The sequence below is a fragment of the Streptomyces sp. NK08204 genome, assembly GCF_020400585.1.
GTDB lineage: Bacteria > Actinomycetota > Actinomycetes > Streptomycetales > Streptomycetaceae > Streptomyces.
The window spans coordinates 1-18,776 of sequence record NZ_JAINVF010000002.1 but is presented as its reverse complement, the minus strand read 5'-3'; the positions used below and the strand labels follow the sequence as shown (position 1 = coordinate 18,776).

The window sequence follows — 18,776 nt, the reverse complement described above, 5'->3', positions numbered from 1 at the left end:
CGGCTCACCGGTGCAACGCCAGATCATGGGACAGGACCGCTAGGCGTGTTCGGCCTGGAACATCCAGTGATGCTTCTCCAGGTCCGCCGTGGCCCCGATGAAGATGTCCTGGGAGACCGGATCCGCCTCGGCGGTCGCCGCCACCCGCTCCCGCATCCGAACGATCACAAGGCCGAGCGCCTCCACCATCGTCCCGACCGCGTCGGTGTCCTTGATCCAGCCGGCCGGGGTGTTCCCGATGCCGCTGCTGGAGGACACCGTCGCCGCGCGCCCGTCGGGCGGTACCCCCAGCGCCGAGGCCCGCTCGGCCATCGTGTCGGAGTAGCCACGCGCAGTGTCGACCACCTCGTCGAGCTGGAGGTGGATGGAGCGGAAGCGGGGCCCGACGACGTTCCAGTGGATCTGCTTGGCGACCAGGGCGAGGTCCACCAAGTCCACGAGTGCGCCCTGCAGCGCCTCGGACACGGTTTTCAGGTCCGCATCGGTCAACGGGCTCTTCACCACGTACATCCGCTTCCTCCGTACCTCGCTGCCATCACATGACGCCTTTCACGATGACCGCCCCACCGAATACCAGCAAACGGACGCAAAGGGTTTGAACGGGGCAGGTGTCGGCAGCGACACGAAAGCCCTGGCCGGACTCCCCGGGTCTTCCCGGAGAGCCTGGCCAGGGCTTCACTCACATGGGGCCGTCAGGCCGCTGTCGGACGGTTGAGCCGCGCGGGCGAACCTCACGCGGCGACGACGTCCACCGCCTCGGCAGGCGCCTTGATGGTCACTCGTTCCGGTGGCACACCGGTCACCGACACAGAACCCAGCATCGGACGGACCGGCGCGGGCACGGGCTCGGTGGCCGCGGCGGACTGGGCCAGCTCGGCGAGCGCCAGTTCGTCGCTCACCTCTCGCATGAGTTCCGACATCCGTACGTCCAGCGCGTCGCAGATGGCGGCGAGCAGTTCGGAGGAAGCCTCCTTCTGCCCCCGCTCCACCTCGGAGAGATAGCCGAGCGAGACTCGGGCGGACGAGGAGACTTCGCGCAGAGTACGGCCCTGGCGTTGGCGCTGCCGACGCAGCACGTCACCCAGCAGGCGACGGAGCAGAATCATCGGTGGCTCCCTCCTCGGACCGCGTAGCCGCATCCTTCTCGCCCCACCGTACCGCCTTGCGCCGCGGCCGTGCGGGGAGCGATGTCGTGTTCACTCAGGGCTGCAAACATCAAAACCCCCCGTTCCGTTCCGTATCCTGTGCCCGCTCATTTCCGGTCTGTTCGCCCGCAAGCTCCTTCAGAAGCAGTGCGAGTACGCTCCGTACACTCTCCATACGGATTTCCGCACGGCCGCCGTTCAACCGCAGGGCCTCGACTTTTCCGCCACCGGCAGAACCGGGGCCCCCGGTGAGCGGGCCGTCGACGGCCACGAACACCGTCCCGACGGGCTTGCCGTCCTGTGGGTCCGGGCCGGCGACACCGGTCGTCGCGATACCCCAGTCGGCGCCCAGCGCCTTGCGCACTCCTGCCGCCATCTGGGCTGCGACCTGCGGATCCACCGCTCCGTGCGCGGCCAGCAGGGCGGCGTCGACGCCCAGCAGCTCGTGCTTCAGCCTGGTGGCGTAGGCGGTGACCGAACCCTGGAGGACCTTCGACGCTCCGGGGACCGCCGTGATCTCAGCCGCGACCAGGCCACCGGTGAGCGACTCCGCGACGGCGAGGGTCTCGCCCCTCACGGTCAGTAGCCGCACCAGTTCGGTGGCCATGGAACTCACACTTCCTCCTCCAACGCTGCCGCGCGCTCGGCAATTCCCCGGCGCCGCAGCACAATGGCCTGTCTTACATAGTCGAGGCCGGTGACGACGGTCAGGACGACGGCCGCAGCCATCACCCAGAACCTCAGCGTCGCCAGCCACCCCGTCAGTGGCAGGACGTACATTCCGACGGCGACGCCCTGGGTGAGCGTCTTGAGCTTGCCGCCCCGGCTCGCCGGGATCACGCCGTAGCGGATGACCAGGAAACGCAGCAGGGTGATCCCGAGTTCCCTGCCGAGGATCACGGTCGTCACCCACCACGGCAGGTCATCCAGGGCGGACAGACAGATGAGCGCCGCCCCCATGATCGCCTTGTCGGCGATGGGGTCGGCGATCTTCCCGAAGTCCGTGACCAGGTTGTAGGTGCGCGCCAGGTGCCCGTCGAACAGGTCTGTGATCATGGCGATGGCGAACGCCGCCCAGGCCAGCGAGCGCCAGGCCGGGTCATAGCCGCCGCCCGCCAGCATCAGCGCCACGAAGCCGGGGACCAGGACCAGCCGGAGCATGGTCAGCAGGTTGGCGACGTTCCACACGCTGGCCTGGTTGACGGCCGCGGCGGCCAGCTTCCCGCCGCGCGCGGGCCGGCCGCCGGCCTGCGGGTCGGGAGCCGGACCGGCGGGACCGGAAGCGGCACCGGAGGCCTGGGGAGCACCGTCGGCAGCGGCGGCGGAGCCCCGTGCGCCCTGCCCGCCGGAGGAGCCGCCCGCGGCGGATGCCGGGACTCCGGTCATCTGCCCGCCTCCTCACTGCACCCGGCCGAGCCGGTGAGCGGCTCGGCCACCAGGTCGACACCTTGCGTACCGACCACCTTCGCCTCGACCATACGTCCGACGCTCAGGCCCTCGCCGCTCGTGAACAGCACCTGGCCGTCCGTCTCCGGGGCCTGGTGGGCCGCGCGGCCGTACACGCCGTCCTCGTCCTCGTCGTCCACGGACTCCACGAGGACCCGCACGGTCTGCCCGACGCGCTCCTCGGCGCGCTGCGAGACCAGTTCCTCGGCAAGCCGGGAGATGTGGGCGAGGCGCTCGGCGACGACGTCCTCGTCGAGCTTGTTGTCGTAGGTCGCCGCCTCGGTGCCCTCCTCGTCCGAGTATCCGAAGACGCCGACGGCGTCCAGGCGGGCGCCGGTCAGGAAGCGCTCCAGTTCGGCGAGGTCGGCCTCGGTCTCGCCGGGGAAGCCGACGATGAAGTTGGAGCGCACACCGGCCTCGGGGGCCTTGCTCCGGATGGTGTCGAGCAGCTCAAGGAAGCGGTCGGTGTCGCCGAAGCGGCGCATCGCGCGCAGCACGCCGGGCGCGGAGTGCTGGAAGGACAGGTCGAAGTACGGGGCGACCTTCGGGGTGGAGGTCAGTACGTCGATGAGGCCGGGGCGCATCTCGGCCGGCTGGAGGTAGCTGACGCGCACCCGCTCGATGCCGTCGACCTCGGCCAGCTCGGGCAGCAGGGACTCCAGCAGACGGATGTCGCCCAGGTCCTTGCCGTAGGAGGTGTTGTTCTCGGAGACCAGCATGATCTCCTTGACGCCCTGCTCGGCGAGCCAGCGCGTCTCGTTGAGCACGTCGCTGGGTCGGCGGGAGATGAAGGAGCCACGGAAGGACGGGATGGCGCAGAACGAGCAGCGACGGTCGCAGCCGGAGGCGAGCTTGACCGAGGCGACCGGGGCGCCGTCCAGCCGGCGGCGCAGGGGCGCGCGGGGGCCGGAGGCGGGCGCCAGGCCGTCCGGGAGATCGCTGGGGGCGTGGCCGGGCAACGCCACGGACGCGGCGGACTCCTGCCGCTCGGCCGGGCTGATCGGCAGCAGCTTGCGGCGGTCGCGCGGGGTGTGTGCGGCGTGGATGCCGCCGGACAGGATGGTCTGCAGACGGTCGGAGATGTCCGCGTAGTCGTCGAAACCGAGCACGCCGTCGGCCTCGGGCAGCGCCTCGGCGAGCTCCTTTCCGTACCGCTCGGCCATGCAGCCCACCGCCACGACGGCCTGGGTTCTGCCGTGGCCCTTGAGGTCATTGGCCTCGAGCAGGGCGTCGACGGAGTCCTTCTTGGCGGCCTCCACGAAGCCACAGGTGTTGACCACGGCGACATCGGCGTCCGAGGCGTCCTCGACGAGCTGCCAGCCGTCCGCCTCCAAACGACCTGCGAGCTCCTCCGAGTCCACCTCGTTACGGGCGCAGCCGAGAGTGACGAGTGCGACGGTACGGCGTTCAGGCATGGGCTCAAGACTACTTTGTCTGTCCGACACCCGACGTCGACGGGGTTGTCGGTCCCGGCCACCCCCGTCGGACTCGCTCCCGGAGGTCCCCTATCCGACCTCGGGGTCGCCCTTGGTGTAGGTGAGGCGTTCCACCGCGCCCGGCCGGAAGTCGTCCTCGATCTTCTTGCCGTTGACGTAGAGCTGGATGGCGCCGGCGTCGCCCAGGATGAGATTGATCTTCGAGCTGTCCTGGAAGGTCTTGGACTCGCCCGTCTTCAGCAGCCCGTCGAAGAGCATCCGGCCGTTGTGATCCTTGGCGGAGACCCAGCTGCGTCCGTTCGCCGCACTGACCTGGACGGTGACCTTGTCCTGCGGGGCGGCGGCGATGGCGCTGTCGGACGGCGCGGCGGTCGGCGAGGCCGGCGTGTCCTTCTTCGGCCTCGCCGAGGCGGACCTGGTCTTCGTGGGCGAGCTGCCCTCGGCGAGCTGTGACTTAGAGTCGCCCCCGTCGTCGCCGCCCCTGACCGCGGTGAACCCGACGAAACCGATCACGACGACGATCGCGGCGACCATGGCCGCGGTCCAGTTGGGCCCCCGCCGGTCGGGACGGATCCGCTCCGCCTCGAACAGGGGCGCGGCCGGGGTGGGGGCGGGACGCCCGCCGTGCTCGGCGTCGTACTGCGCGATCAGTTCAGCGGGATCCAGGTGCACGGCCCTGGCCAGGGTCCGGATGTGCCCGCGGGCGTACACGTCGCCGCCGCAGGGGGCGAAGTCGTCCGCCTCGATGGCGTGCACGATGGCGATACGGACACGAGTGGCACTGCTGACGTCGTCCAGCGTGAGCCCGGCCGCGATCCGCGCCTCCTTCAGGGCGCGGCCCACGGAGGTGCGGGCCTCCTGGGACTCGTCGGGGAACGGACGCTCGTCTTCAGGGGAGTTGCCGATGGACACGGGGGCGCCTTTCGAGCGTGTAGCCACCTGTGCTGGAAGCTCAGTCTAGGGGGGGTGCGAAAGGGTGGGGCAACCGGGCGGTGGACTTTGTACGCCATCGGAATGGCCGGTCATCCCGGTGGCCGGTCGGGCACGCGTCCCAGCATGGGACAGGTGCCTTTCCTTTCGCTCAACTTGACGTACGGCAAAGGGAAACGGTTGCTCACCACTCTCTAACGGGTGGATCACGACGGTGCCGCCACCCGGCGTAACCCAGGCGCGCCGGACGGCCGCACGGTCCTTCGCCTACCCGCCGGACTCCCCCTTACCCGTCGGACTCCCCGCGGATCAGAGCGAGCACGCCGTCCAACTCGTCGGGCTTCACAAGGACGTCACGCGCCTTGGAACCCTCGCTCGGCCCGACGATGTTCCGGGACTCCATGAGGTCCATGAGCCGCCCGGCCTTGGCGAAGCCGACGCGCAGCTTGCGCTGGAGCATGGAGGTCGAACCGAACTGGGTGGATACGACCAGTTCTGCCGCCTGGCACAGCAGGTCGAGGTCGTCGCCGATGTCCTCGTCGATCTCCTTCTTCTGCTTGCTGCCCACGGTGACGTCGTCCCGGAAGACCGGCGCCATCTGGTCCTTGCAGTGCTGTACGACGGCCGCGACCTCGGCCTCGGTGACGAACGCGCCCTGCATACGGGTCGGCTTGTTCGCGCCCATCGGCAGGAACAGGCCGTCACCCTTGCCGATCAGCTTCTCGGCGCCGGGCTGGTCGAGGATGACCCGGGAGTCGGCGAGCGAGGAGGTGGCGAAGGCCAGCCGCGAGGGCACGTTGGCCTTGATCAGGCCGGTGACGACGTCCACGGAGGGGCGCTGGGTGGCGAGCACCAGGTGGATGCCGGCCGCGCGCGCGAGCTGCGTGATGCGCACGATCGCGTCCTCGACGTCGCGCGGGGCGACCATCATCAGGTCGGCCAGCTCGTCCACGATCACCAGCAGGTACGGGTACGGCTGCAGTTCCCGCTCGCTGCCCTCGGGCGGCTTGACCTTGCCCTCGCGCACCGCGCGGTTGAAGTCGTCGATGTGCCGGTATCCATAGGCGGCCAGGTCGTCGTAGCGGAGGTCCATCTCGCGCACGACCCACTGCAGCGCCTCGGCGGCCCGCTTGGGGTTGGTGATGATCGGCGTGATCAGGTGCGGGATGCCCTCGTAGGCGGTGAGTTCGACGCGCTTGGGGTCGACCAGGATCAACCGGACGTCCTCCGGGGTCGCCCGCATCATGACCGAGGTGATCAGGCAGTTGATGCACGACGACTTGCCGGAGCCGGTGGCGCCGGCGACCAGCATGTGGGGCATCTTCGCCAGTGAGTGCATGACGTACCCGCCCTCGACGTCCTTGCCGAAGGCGACCAGCATCGGGTCGTCGTCCTCGGCGGACTCGGCGAGACGCAGCACGTCCCCGAGGTTGACCATCTCCCGGTCGGTGTTGGGGATCTCGATGCCCACCGCGGACTTGCCGGGGATGGGGCTGATGATCCGCACATCAGGGCTGGCGACCGCGTAGGCGATGTTCTTGGTCAGCGCGGTGATCCGCTCGACTTTCACGGCGGGGCCGAGTTCGACCTCGTAGCGCGTGACCGTCGGGCCGCGCGTGAAGCCGGTGACGGCCGCGTCGACCTTGAACTCGGAGAAGACCTGGGTGAGCGAGGCGACGACGGCGTCGTTGGCCGCGCTGCGGGCCTTGCCGGGGCCGCCGCGCGTGAGCAGGTCCAGGGAGGGCAGCGCGTAGGTGATGTCCCCGGACAGCTGGAGCTGTTCCGCGCGCGGAGGCAGGTCGCGCGGTTGCTCGGGGGCCTTCTTGGTGAGGTCGGGAACGGACTTGGTCAGGTCCGGGACGTTCTTGGCCGGGGCGGGGGCGCTCTCCCCCCGCTGGTCCTGCTCGAGCTCGTCCTTGTCGAGGATGTCCTGCCGGGGGCGAGCGGCCGGCACCGCGGGCGGCGCGGGCACCGGGGTGGTGTCCTCACGCTCGCCCACGGCGACGCCCTGGGTGAGGTCGGCGACGAGCGGGGACGGCGGCATGCCGTGCAGCACGGCGCCGTCGAGCGCGGCTGCGGCTGCGGCGGCGACGTCCACGGCGTCCATCTGCCGTCGCGGGTCGGGCTGCGGCACGGCCGAGCGCCTGGGGCGGCCACGGCGCTGTGCGAGGGCCTCCTCCTCGGCGTCTGCGGGGTCGTACGCCTGGGGGGCGCTCCGGCGTCGGCGGGGGCGCGCGGGCAGCGCCTCGCGCCACTGATCCTCGTAGCGCTCGTCGTCCTCGGTGAACTCCTCGGCCTCGTGGTCGTGCAGGACGCCCAGGCGCACGCCGAGCGCGCGCAGCCGTTGCGGGATGGCGTTGACCGGGGTCGCGGTGACCACGAGCAGCCCGAAGACCGTCAGCAGCACCAGGAGGGGGACGGCCAGCACCTCGGTCATGGCATACGTCAGCGGGGTCGCCGCCGCCCAGCCGATGAGGCCGCCTGCGTCCCTTATGCCCTGCATGCCATCGCTGCGGGCGGGTGAGCCGCAGGCGATGTGGACCTGGCCGAGCACGCCGATGACGAGCGCGGACAGGCCGATCACGATCCGGCCGTTGGCCTCCGGCTTCTCCGGGTGCCGGATGAACCGTACGGCGATCGTCGCGAGCAGTATCGGCACCAGCAGGTCGAGCCGGCCGAAGGCACCGGTGACCAGGATCTCCACCAGATCGCCGACCGGGCCCTTCAGGTCGGCCCAGGTCCCGGCGGCGACGATCAGCGCGACACCGAACAGCAGCAGCGCGACGCCGTCCTTGCGGTGTGCCGGGTCGAGGTTCTTGGCGCCCTGCCCTATGCCGCGGAAGACGGCGCCGACCGCGTGTGCGACGCCGAGCCAGAGGGCGCGCACGAGCCGGTAGATGCCCCCGGTGGGGCTGGGGGCCGGGCCCGGCGGCGCGGCCTTCTTCGCGGGCGCCTTCTTGGCGGGCGCTTTCTTGGCCGGGGCCTTCTTCGCGGCGGCTTTCTTCGCCGGGCCCTTCGCGGGAGAGGCCGCCTTCTTCGCGGGCTGCTTCTTGGCTGCGGAGGGACGTGAGGCCATGGGTGTGAGGTTACCGGGGGAGACGACAGCGGACACGTGTGCCCAGGGCTTCACCCGTTCGTGTCGGCCTTGCCGGGGCGTGGAACTGACGCACCTTCATGGGCAACGGGCCGGCTGCACACATCAGTTCCGGGTCGGCACCGACGCTCCGCTGCCGCCCGCACCCGGCTCCAGGGCGTCGAGCGCGCGGCGCAGCCCGGTGAGCTTGCGTTCCAGATGAGCCGCCGTGGCGACCGCCGCCGCGTCGGCGGACTCGTCGTCCAGCTGCTTGGACAGCGCTTCGGCCTGCTCCTCGACGGCCGCGAGCCGCGCGGACAGCTCGGCGAGCAGCCCGGCCGACTCCTTGCCGGCGACCGCACCCTTGCCGCCGCCCTCCAGCTGGAGCCGCAGCAGCGCCGCCTGCTCCCGCAGCTGGCAGTTCTTCATGTAGAGCTCGACGAACACCGAGACCTTCGCGCGCAGCACCCACGGGTCGAACGGCTTGGAGATGTAGTCGACCGCGCCCGCCGCGTAGCCCCGGAACGTGTGGTGCGGGCCGTGGTTGATCGCGGTGAGGAAGATGATCGGGATGTCCCGGGTCCGCTCGCGCCGCTTGATGTGGGCGGCGGTCTCGAAACCATCCATGCCCGGCATCTGGACGTCCAGCAGGATGACCGCGAAATCGTCCGTGAGCAGTGCTTTGAGCGCTTCCTCCCCGGACGATGCCCGCACCAGCGTCTGATCGAGCGCAGAGAGGATGGCCTCCAGCGCCAGCAGATTCTCCGGCCGGTCATCGACCAGGAGGATCTTGGCCTTCTGCACCATGGCCCGCCCTCCTCGCCCCGGCGGTACACCGGGCGCCGCCCCAGGGGACGACTCCCTGTCGCCGCCCGTCCTTGTGCCGGTCATCGTAGCCGCACCCCGCCTGTCGCCACACCCTGTCACCGCGATGTCACTGTGCACATAGGGGAAACGGGGGCAGAGCCCCGAAGGTTCCCGGAATGCCAGATTCCATCGCCCTTCCGGCGGTTGCGCGCCGACGGCTGCGCACACACCCGGCGTTCCGGCAACGTCCACCGCCGGCCGGAAAGTTCCCTCGCCCAGGCGCCTCACCGGCTTCCCTCACTCCGCCCCCATCCACTGCCCCATGACCGTCAGCAGATGATCCGGGTCGACCGGCTTGGTCACGTAGTCGGAGGCGCCCGACTCGATCGCCTTCTCCCGGTCGCCCTTCATCGCCTTCGCGGTCAGCGCGATGATCGGCAGCCCGGCGAACTGCGGCATCCTGCGGATCGCCGTGGTCGTGGCATACCCGTCCATCTCGGGCATCATGATGTCCATCAGCACGACCGCCACGTCGTCGTGCTGCTCCAGCACCTCGATGCCCTCACGGCCGTTCTCGGCGTACAGCACCGACAGCCCGTGCTGTTCCAGGACGCTGGTGAGCGCGAAGACGTTACGGATGTCGTCGTCGACGATCAGCACCTTCTCCCCGTGGAACCGCACCGAGCGGCCCGGCTGCGGTCCGCTCTCCTGCTCGGGCAGCGCCGACCACGGCTCGGGCCGGTACTCACCCTGCGGCAGGCCCCGGCGGCGGCGCCTGAAGAGCGCGGCGGGACCGTTCTGCGTCTCCCGGTACGACTTCACCTCGGCCGGCATCTCGATCTCCACGGCGGACAGCTCCGAGGACAGCCGGGTCTCGGAGGCGACCAGCTCGCCGGCCTCCAGCGGCGGCACGGACTGCTGGTAGCCCTGCGGCGGCAGTTCGCTCGGGTGCAGCGGCAGGTACAGCGTGAACGTCGAACCGCGGCCCGGCTCGCTCTGCGCGTGGATCTCACCGCCGAGCAGCTGCGCGATCTCCCGGGAGATCGACAGGCCGAGTCCGGTGCCGCCGTACTTGCGGCTGGTCGTACCGTCCGCCTGCTTGAACGCCTCGAAGATCACCCGCATCTTGCCCGCCGCGATGCCGATGCCGGTGTCGGTCACCGAGAAGGCGATCAGCGGCGCGTCCGGATCGGTCAGCGAACCGGCCTCGAGCAGCTGCTCCCGGATGGTCTGCGGCACATCCGCGCTCGCGGGCCGGATCACCAGCTCCACCGACCCGGAGTCGGTGAACTTCACCGCGTTGGACAGCAGGTTGCGCAGCACCTGCAGGAGGCGCTGCTCGTCGGTGTGCAGGGTCGCGGGCAGCTCCGGGGAGACGCGCACGGACAGGTCCAGGCCCTTCTCCGCGGTCAGCGGCCGGAAGGTGGCCTCCACGTAGTCCACGAGCTGGACGAGCGCGATGCGCGTCGGGGAGACGTCCATCTTGCCCGCCTCGACCTTCGACAGGTCCAGGATGTCGTTGATCAGCTGGAGCAGGTCGGAGCCGGCGCCGTGGATGGTCTCGGCGAACTCCACCTGCTTCGGCGAGAGGTTGCCCTCGGCGTTGTCGGCGAGCAGCTTGGCCAGGATCAGCAGCGAGTTGAGCGGCGTACGCAGCTCGTGCGACATGTTGGCGAGGAACTCGCTCTTGTAACGCATCGACACCGCGAGCTGCTCGGCACGCTCCTCCAGGACCTGCCGGGCCTCCTCGATCTCGGTGTTCTTCACCTCGATGTCCCGGTTCTGCCGGGCCAGCAGCTCGGCCTTCTCCTCCAGTTCGGCGTTGGAGGCCTGGAGGGCCTTCTGCCGGTTCTCCAACTCGGCGGATCGCTCACGCAGCTGCTCGGTCAGCTCCTGCGACTGCTTCAGCAGCTGCTCGGTCTTGGTGTTGACCGAGATGGTGTTGACGCTCGTCGCGATCATCTCGGCGATCTGGTTGAGGAAGTCCTTCTGGATCTGCGTGAACGGCGTGAAGGAAGCCAGCTCGATCACGCCGAGCACCTTGCCCTCGAAGAGCACCGGCAGCACGATCACCTGCGCGGGCGGGGCCTCGCCGAGCCCCGAGGAGATCTTCAGGTAACCGCTGGGCGCCCTGTCCACCAGGATCGTGCGCTTCTCCTGGGCGGCGGTTCCGATCAGCGCCTCGCCGGGGCGGAACGACGTCGGCATGGAACCCATCGAATAGCCGTACGAGCCCAGCATCCGCAGCTCGTAGCTCTCCTTGCCGTCACCCACGTCCTTGCCGTCGACGGTCGGCATCGCCAGGAAGAAGGCGCCGTGCTGCGCGGAGACCACCGGCGTCAGTTCGCTCATGATCAGGGAGGCGACGTCGTCCAGGTCGCGGCGGCCCTGCATCAGCGCCGAGATACGGGCGAGGTTGCCCTTGAGCCAGTCCTGCTCCTTGTTGGCGATCGTGGTGTCGCGCAGGTTGGCGATCATCTTGTTGATGTAGTCCTGCAGTTCCTGGATCTCGCCGGACGCGTCGACGTCGATCTTCAGGTTCAGGTCGCCGCGGGTCACCGCGGTCGCCACGCGCGCGATGGCACGCACCTGCCGGGTCAGGTTCCCGGCCATCTCGTTCACCGACTCGGTGAGGTCGCGCCAGGTGCCGTCGACGTCACGCACGCGTGCCTGGCCGCCGAGCTGCCCCTCGGTGCCCACCTCGCGGGCCACGCGCGTGACCTCCTCGGCGAAGCTGGACAGCTGGTCAACCATCGTGTTGATCGTCGTCTTCAGCTCAAGGATCTCACCGCGCGCGTCAATGTCGATCTTCTTCGTCAGGTCACCCTTGGCGATCGCCGTGGTGACCATGGCGATGTTGCGCACCTGACCGGTCAGGTTGGACGCCATCTGGTTCACGGACTCGGTGAGGTCCTTCCACGTGCCCGCCACACCCGGCACGTGCGCCTGCCCGCCCAGGATGCCGTCCGTGCCCACCTCACGGGCCACCTTGGTGACCTGGTCGGCGAACGAACTCAGCGTCTTGACCATCGTGTTGATGGTGTCGGCGAGCTGGGCGACCTCGCCGCGGGCCTCGATCGTCACCTGCCGGGTCAGGTCGCCGTTGGCGACCGCCGCCGCCACCTGCGAGATGTTGCGCACCTGCATGGTCAGGTTGTTGGCCATCAGGTTGACGTTGTTGCTCAGGTCCTTCCAGATGCCGGTGACGCCCGGCACGTGCGCCTGTCCGCCCAGGATGCCCTCGGTGCCCACCTCACGGGCCACGCGGAGCACCTGCTCGGCAAAGCTGGACAGCTGATCAACCATGGTGTTGACCGTCGTGACCAGCTCAAGAATCTCGCCCTTGGCGTCAACGGTGATCTTCTTGGACAGGTCGCCCTTGGCGACCGCGGTCGTGACCTCGGCGATGTTGCGCACCTGGATCGTCAGGTTGTTCGCCATGAAGTTCACGGACTGCGTGAGGTCCTTCCAGGTGCCGGAGACGCCCTGGACCTCGGCCTGACCTCCGAGGATGCCCTCCGTGCCCACCTCACGGGCCACACGTGTGACCTCCTGGGCGAACGACGACAGCTGGTCGACCATCGTGTTCAGGGTGTTCTTCAGCTCCAGGATCTCCCCGCGGGCGTCCACGGTGATCTTCTGGGACAGGTCACCGCGCGCCACAGCGGTGGCGACCTGGGCGATGTTGCGCACCTGGGCGGTCAGGTTGCCCGCCATGCCGTTCACGGAGTCGGTCAGGTCCCGCCACACACCGGCCACGCCCGGCACCTGCGCCTGACCGCCGAGCCGCCCCTCGGTGCCCACGTCACGGGCGACCCGGGTGACCTGGTCGGCGAAGGCGGACAGCTGGTCGACCATCGTGTTGATGGTGTTCTTCAGCTCGAGAATCTCGCCGCGCGCGTCGACGTCGATCTTCTGGGACAGGTCACCGCGCGCCACGGCCGTCGTCACCTGGGCGATCTGCCGCACCTGGGAAGTCAGGTTGCCGGCCATGAAGTTGACGGAGTCCGTCAGCTCCTTCCAGGTGCCCGACACGCCGTCCACCCGGGCCTGACCGCCCAGTCGGCCCTCCGTGCCCACGTCCCGCGCCATCCGGGTCACCTGGTCGGCGAAGCTCGACAGCTGGTCCACCATCGTGTTGACGGTGTTCTTCAGCTGGAGCATCTCGCCGGAGACGTCCACGGTGACCTTCTGGGAGAGGTCGCCGTTCGCCACCGCCGTCGTCACCTGGGCGATGTTGCGCACCTGACCGGTGAGGTTGCGGAATGCAGTGTTGACGGAGTCCGTCAGGTCCTTCCAGGTACCGGCCGCGCCCGACACCTGCGCCTGGCCGCCGAGCTCGCCCTCGACGCCGATCTCCCGCGCGACCCGGGTCACCTCCGCACCGAACGCCGACAGCTGGTCCACCATGCCGTTGACGGTGTTCTTCAGCTCCAGCATCTCGCCGGCCACGTCCACGGTGACCTTCTGGGACAGGTCACCGCTCGCCACGGCCGTCGTCACCGCCGCGATGTCCCGCACCTGCGTGGTCAGGTTCCGGAACACCGTGTTGACGGAGTCGGTCAGGTCCTTCCACGTGCCCGCCGCGCCCGGCACGTTCGCCTGACCGCCGAGCCGGCCCTCCCCGCCAACCTCGTTCGCCACGCGCGTGACCTCGTCCGCGAAGATCCGCAGCGTCTCGGTCATCTGGTTGATCGTCTCAGCGAGCTGCGCGACCTCACCGCGCGCCGGAACCGTCACCTTCTGCGACAGGTCGCCGTTGGCGACCGCCGTGGTGACCTGGGAGATCCCCCGCACCTGAGCGGTCAGGTTGCCCGCCATCGTGTTGACGGAGTCGGTCAGTTCCTTCCAGACGCCCGCGACCCCGGGCACTTGCGCCTGCCCGCCGAGGATGCCCTCGGTGCCGACCTCGCGGGCCACCCGGGTCACCTCGGACGAGAACGAGGACAGCTGCTCCACCATCGTGTTGACGGTGTTCTTCAGCTCCAGCATCTCGCCGGCGACATGAACGGTCACCTTGCGCGACAGGTCGCCCCGGGCCACGGCTGTCGTCACCAGGGCGATGTCCCGTACCTGCGCCGTCAGCCGGTTCGCCATCGTGTTGACGGACTCGGTCAGGTCCTTCCACGAACCCGACATCCCGCGCACCCGCGCCTGACCGCCGAGCTTGCCCTCGGTGCCGACCTCGCTGGCCACGCGCGTGACCTCGTCCGTGAACGTCGAGAGCTGGTCGACCAGGTTGTTGACGGTACGGCCGACCTTCAGGAACTCACCGCGCAGCGGATGCCCGGTGCCGTCCGGGGCCTGCGTACGCAGGTCCATCCGCGGCGACAGATCACCCTCGGCCACCGCCGTCAGCACCCGACTGACCTCGGAAACCGGCCATACGAGATCGTCGACCAGCGCGTTGGAGGCGTCGATGGCAGCCGCCCAGGAACCCTCGCAGACGCCCGTCTCCAGCCGCTCCGTGAGCTTTCCCTCCCGCCCGACCATGCGCCGCACCCTCGACAGCTCGCCCGTCAGATGCATGTTGCGGTCGGCCACTTCGTTGAAGACCGCCGCGATCTCCGACATCACGCCGTCACCGGACACCGTGAGCCGCTTGCGGAAGTTGCCGTCGCGCATCGCCACCAGAGCTGCCATCAGCCGGTTCAGGGCAGCCGTGTCCACGGCGGTGGTGCCACCGCTCTTGCCCAGGGACGGTCCGCCTTTCGCGCGCGTCCTCGTGCCCCGCGTCGCTGCGCCAGACTCCACTGTGTCCCTCCCGCAGGGGTCGACCGTTACGGCTCTGCTCGGCCACTCGGCCCGGCACGCCGTTCACTCGGCATACCGGCTACTTCCGGGTAGCGGTTACTGCTGCGTATTTCTGCCAGACGAGATCCAGCCACACCACGTGCTGCTGCCCGTCCTACACGGAACACACGCAAGCCAACCCGACCTTCATCAGAAGCTTGCCCAGTGTTTCACCCCCGCCGAACCAGGCCATAACAGTTCGGCAGCTTCACGCATCGTCCGCACACCCTGGGGGGTAAACACCGGCGACCGGCGTCCGCTCGGACGGTGAAGGTAAGTAACCTTGCATGCGGCTGTCCAGCTGCACCGGTCCGTCCGGCCTGGGCGGTGGTACGAGCACGAGCGGGCATCGGAGGGGCGGCCCAGACCATGACCACCGGACTGATCCCCGGGGGACAGCCCCCGGAGCCACAGCCGACGGGCGAGCTGATGCCGCAACAGCGGTGCGAGCCGGCCGGCCACTCAGCCCTGTACGTCGACAACCGGCCGAGGAGTTCCGTGATCACCGCCCGCGCGGCTGCCAGCTTCGAGCCCGTCGGGCGATCGGTCGCGACCGCCCGGTCCTTCGTCCGGGACACCCTCCAGGGCTGGGGGTTCGCCGACATCGTCGACGACGCCGTCGTCCTCACCAGCGAACTGGTGACCAACGCCGTCGTCCACGCGGGCACGCACGCGGAGGTGCTGTGCCTGCGCACCGAGAGCGGCGTACGCATCGAGGTCTCCGACCGCTACCCGGAGCGCGAGGTGCCGCTCCAGTCCTCCCCCGCCACCATGGGCAGCCCTGACCGCGAGGGTGGCCGCGGCCTCCAGCTCTGCGCGGCGCTCGCCTCCCGCTGGGGCGTGGACTACACGCCCACCCACAAGAACGTCTGGTTCCAGCTCACGCTGCCCGAGCGCCCCGTGGGCACCCGCGCCGCCGGCCCCTCCCTGCCCGCCGACCTGCTCCCGCTGGCCGACGGCCGGGTCCGCGTCGCCGTCCTCCAGGTCGACCGGAAGGGCTCCCTCACCGCTTGGAACGAGGACGCGGAGGAACTCTTCGGCTACCCCGCACCCGAGGTCATCGGCAAGCCCCTGACCGACCTCGCCGCCTGGCCGCACACCCCTGGCACCGGCACCGGCGTCGCCGAGGCCCTCCAGCTCTCACGCTGGGAGGGCAGTTACGGCATCCGCGGCGCCGACGGCCGGGTGTCCCCGGTGTACGCCTCCCATCTCAGGGTCCGCGACACCGGTGGCGAACCCTCCACCGTCTGTCTCCTGGTACGGGACCACGAACGCGCCGTTCTGCAGACGCCGTTGCGCGTCCCGGCCACCGACCCGGCTCCGTCCCCGGACGGCCAGAGCGCCGACCCCTTCGAGGTGTTCATCGGCTCCCCCGCCCCGGACGATCTCGACGGCCTCCTGCAGCGCACGGTGGAACGCGCCCGCGACATGCTCGACGCCGACTCCGCGTTCCTGCTGCTGGCCACCGACGACGAGACGGAGCTGGAGGTCCGGGCCTCCACCGGCCTGCCCTCCGCCCGCCAGCGCTTCGCCCGCGTCCCCGTCGAGGCGGGCCCCGGCCGCTACGGCTCCGCGCGCATGCCCGCCGTCCACGACGACCTCGCGGCCGTACCGGGAGCCGTCCCCCTGCTGTCAGGCACCGGCATGCGCTCGGTCGTCACCGTCCCGCTGAAGGTCGAGGGCCGCCTCACCGGCTCCCTCGGTGTCGCCGCGGAGGCACCCGGCCGGTACTCCAACGAAGAGGCGTTGCGTCTGCAGTTCGCCGCCGACCGCATCGCCCTGGCTGTCGAGTCGGCCCGCCTGGGCGAGCTGGAGCGGCTGCGCCGTGGCTCCCTCAGCTTCCTGGTCGAGGCCTCCGACCTGCTGGCCGGCACCCTGGACCGGGACCAGACGCTGGCCCTGATGGCCCAGATGACGGTGCCCACCCTGGCCACCTGGTGTGCTGTCTACACGATCGCCGACCAGGCCTCGGACCCGTATCTGTCGTACGTCCTGCACGAGGACGAGGAACTCATCGACGGCATCAAGTCGTTGCTCTCGAAGATCCCGCCGCCCGATCCGGTTCCGACGCCCGGCGCCCGGGTGTGGACGGCCCCCGGTGAGGTGGCGCACCAGGCGGCCCTGCGCAGCTCGATGCGCAGTCTCGGCCTGACCGGCGGGCCCACGCACCAGGTCTCCTCGGGTATCGGTCCGACCCTCGCCACGGCCTCCGCGGTCGGCGGCGAGACGGTCGTCCTGCCGCTGGTCGCGCGCAACCGCGTGATCGGCATGCTCACCCTCGGCAAACCCACCGACGAGCACTTCCGGCAGGAAATCCTGGAACTGGCCGAGGACCTGTCCCGCCGGGCCGCCCTGGCCCTGGACAACGCCCGCCTGTACTCGGAGCGCACGGCCATCAGCCAGGCCCTCCAGCGCAGCCTGCTGCCGCCCGGCCCGCCGCACATCGACGGTGTCGAGGTGGAAGTCATCTACCGCGCGGCAGGCGAGGGCAACGAGGTCGGCGGCGACTTCTACGACGTCTTCCCCATCGGCAACGGGGCCTACGGCTTCGCCATCGGCGACGTCTGCGGCACGGGGCCGAACGCCGCGGCGGTCACGGGCCTGGCCCGGCACGCGCTGCGTCTGCTGGCCCGCGAGGGGCTGAGCGGCCCGGCGGTCCTGGAGCGTCTGAACTCCGCCATTCTCGACGAGGGCGACCGCAGCCGCTTCCTGACCCTGCTGTACGGCGAGTTGCGGACGCAGGAGGACGGCAGTGCCGAGCTGAAGGTGGTCTGCGCCGGCCATCCGCTTCCCTTGCGTCTGCGCCAGGACGGCACGGTGATGGCGGCGGCCGAACCACAGCCGCTGCTCGGCGTCATCGAGGACCTGGAGCTGTACGAGCAGACGGTCACGCTCGATCCGGGCGATGTCCTGCTGTGCGTCACCGACGGCGTGACGGAGCGTCGGGAGGGCACGCGTATGTTGGGCGACGACGGCCTCGCCGACGTGCTCACCACCTGTACGGGTCTGACGGCCGGTGCGGTCGCGGCCCGCGTCATGCGCGCGGTGGAACGCTTCGCGTCGGACGCCCCCTCGGACGACATGGCGATTCTGGCGATGCGCGTTCCGGGCCTCCCCACGGACTGAGGCCCGGGGCTCGCCCGCCCGGGTCCGTCCGGGCATACGAAAAGGCCCCACCCTTTAGGGTGGAGCCTTTTTGTCGAGCCCCCAAACGGAATCGAACCGTTGACCTTCTCCTTACCATGGAGACGCTCTGCCGACTGAGCTATAGGGGCCTTGTCGTTTTCGAGGTTTCCCTCGCGGCGACAGGAAAACCATACCCTGAACAGGCGCGATTTCCCAAATTCGTTCGGCGACCGACGGTGTACGGTCAGAAGGCGGGCTGGAGCAGTCCTCCGAGGGCGTTGCAGGCGGACACGATCCGCTGCATCTCCCGCTTCGTGAGCGTGGCCTCCACGGGCAGGGCCAGCGTCTCGTCTGCGGCCTGTTCCGTTTCCGGCAGCGTCACACAGCGCCGGAACTCGGGCAACCGGTGCACGGGTGTCTTCACGGGCACCCGACACTCGACCCCCCTGGCGCGCAGGGCCCGAGCGAAGGCGTCCCGGTCCGGCCGGCCGTTGCCGGACACACGCACGACGTACTGCTGATAGGTGTGCCCGTCGCCGCCGTCCGGTGTCCGTACGCCCTTGAGCTTGCTGTCGAGGTACGCGGCCCGCTCCCTGCGCTGGGCGATCTCGTCGTACGGCGCCTCGGACTCGCCCCGCTCCAGCACCAGCAGCTCATGACGCCGCCCGAGTGCGTGCAACCGCCCGATGTCCGCACGCCGTCCGAAGCGGTGTACGACAACGACGGCTGCTGTGTGGGAGGTTATGGACGCTTCCACGGAGGAAGGGTCCAGGCAGTAGGTGACGGGATCTATGTCGGCGAACACCGGGAGCGCGCCCGCCAGGGTCACGGCCTCGGCGATCTCGACGTTCCCGAAGGCTGGTACGACGACCTCGTCACCGACTCCGACGCCGGCGGCCCTGAGCATTGCAGCAGTACCCATGTGCTGGATGCTCGGGGCGCAACGTGAACGACGCGTTACGCAAACCAAAAAAAGGGCGGACCATGAACCGAAGTTCAGGGTCCGCCCTTTCACAATTT

At 69.7% G+C, this 18,776-nt stretch carries 11 protein-coding genes and 1 tRNA gene; 1 reads left to right on the top strand and 11 read right to left on the bottom strand.

Annotated elements, in window-relative coordinates:
- Positions 1–39: 39 nt before the first annotated feature.
- From K7G59_RS03240 to K7G59_RS03200, 9 genes are all read right to left on the bottom strand, one after another.
- Positions 40–510 carry a Dps family protein gene (locus tag K7G59_RS03240; RefSeq protein WP_225830279.1) on the bottom strand — a complete coding sequence of 157 codons (471 nt, stop codon included), beginning with the start codon at positions 508–510 and terminating at the stop codon, positions 40–42.
- A gap of 221 nt (positions 511–731) precedes the next feature.
- A complete protein-coding gene (locus K7G59_RS03235; RefSeq protein WP_127177649.1) occupies positions 732–1,106 on the bottom strand; it encodes a helix-turn-helix domain-containing protein in 375 nt (124 codons plus the stop codon).
- A gap of 109 nt (positions 1,107–1,215) precedes the next feature.
- Complete coding sequence (locus K7G59_RS03230; protein WP_225830278.1) at positions 1,216–1,761, bottom strand: CinA family protein; 546 nt, start codon at positions 1,759–1,761, stop codon at positions 1,216–1,218.
- On the bottom strand, positions 1,758–2,531 hold the full coding sequence (pgsA, locus tag K7G59_RS03225) for a CDP-diacylglycerol--glycerol-3-phosphate 3-phosphatidyltransferase (RefSeq protein WP_225830277.1): 774 nt from the start codon (positions 2,529–2,531) through the stop codon (positions 1,758–1,760). The genes K7G59_RS03230 and pgsA overlap by 4 nt, the downstream gene beginning before the upstream one ends.
- On the bottom strand, positions 2,528–4,006 hold the full coding sequence (gene rimO / locus K7G59_RS03220) for a 30S ribosomal protein S12 methylthiotransferase RimO (RefSeq protein ID WP_225830276.1): 1,479 nt from the start codon (positions 4,004–4,006) through the stop codon (positions 2,528–2,530). Before rimO ends, pgsA begins: the two co-directional genes overlap by 4 nt.
- Positions 4,007–4,096: 90 nt before the next feature.
- A complete protein-coding gene (locus K7G59_RS03215) occupies positions 4,097–4,939 on the bottom strand; it encodes a RodZ domain-containing protein (RefSeq protein WP_225830275.1) in 843 nt (280 codons plus the stop codon).
- A 304-nt stretch (positions 4,940–5,243) separates the two neighbouring features.
- Complete coding sequence (locus K7G59_RS03210) at positions 5,244–8,033, bottom strand: DNA translocase FtsK (RefSeq protein ID WP_225830274.1); 2,790 nt, start codon at positions 8,031–8,033, stop codon at positions 5,244–5,246.
- Positions 8,034–8,156: 123 nt separating this feature from the next.
- Complete coding sequence (locus K7G59_RS03205) at positions 8,157–8,837, bottom strand: two-component system response regulator (RefSeq protein WP_225830273.1); 681 nt, start codon at positions 8,835–8,837, stop codon at positions 8,157–8,159.
- 297 nt (positions 8,838–9,134) lie between these two features.
- Positions 9,135–14,591, bottom strand: a complete 5,457-nt coding sequence (locus K7G59_RS03200; RefSeq protein WP_225830272.1) for a HAMP domain-containing protein — start codon at positions 14,589–14,591, stop codon at positions 9,135–9,137.
- 408 nt (positions 14,592–14,999) lie between these two features.
- Here K7G59_RS03200 and K7G59_RS03195 point away from each other — a divergent pair, with 408 nt between their 5' ends.
- The gene (locus tag K7G59_RS03195; protein WP_225830271.1) at positions 15,000–17,756 is read left to right on the top strand and encodes a SpoIIE family protein phosphatase; all 2,757 of its coding nucleotides are present in this window, start codon (positions 15,000–15,002) and stop codon (positions 17,754–17,756) included.
- Positions 17,757–17,832: 76 nt separating this feature from the next.
- Here K7G59_RS03195 and K7G59_RS03190 read toward each other — a convergent pair.
- Positions 17,833–17,905: transfer RNA gene (locus K7G59_RS03190), tRNA-Thr, on the bottom strand.
- 95 nt (positions 17,906–18,000) lie between these two features.
- Entirely contained in the window at positions 18,001–18,663 is a 663-nt protein-coding gene (locus K7G59_RS03185) for a DegT/DnrJ/EryC1/StrS family aminotransferase (protein ID WP_225830734.1), read from the bottom strand.
- Between the last annotated feature and the right edge of the window lie 113 nt (positions 18,664–18,776).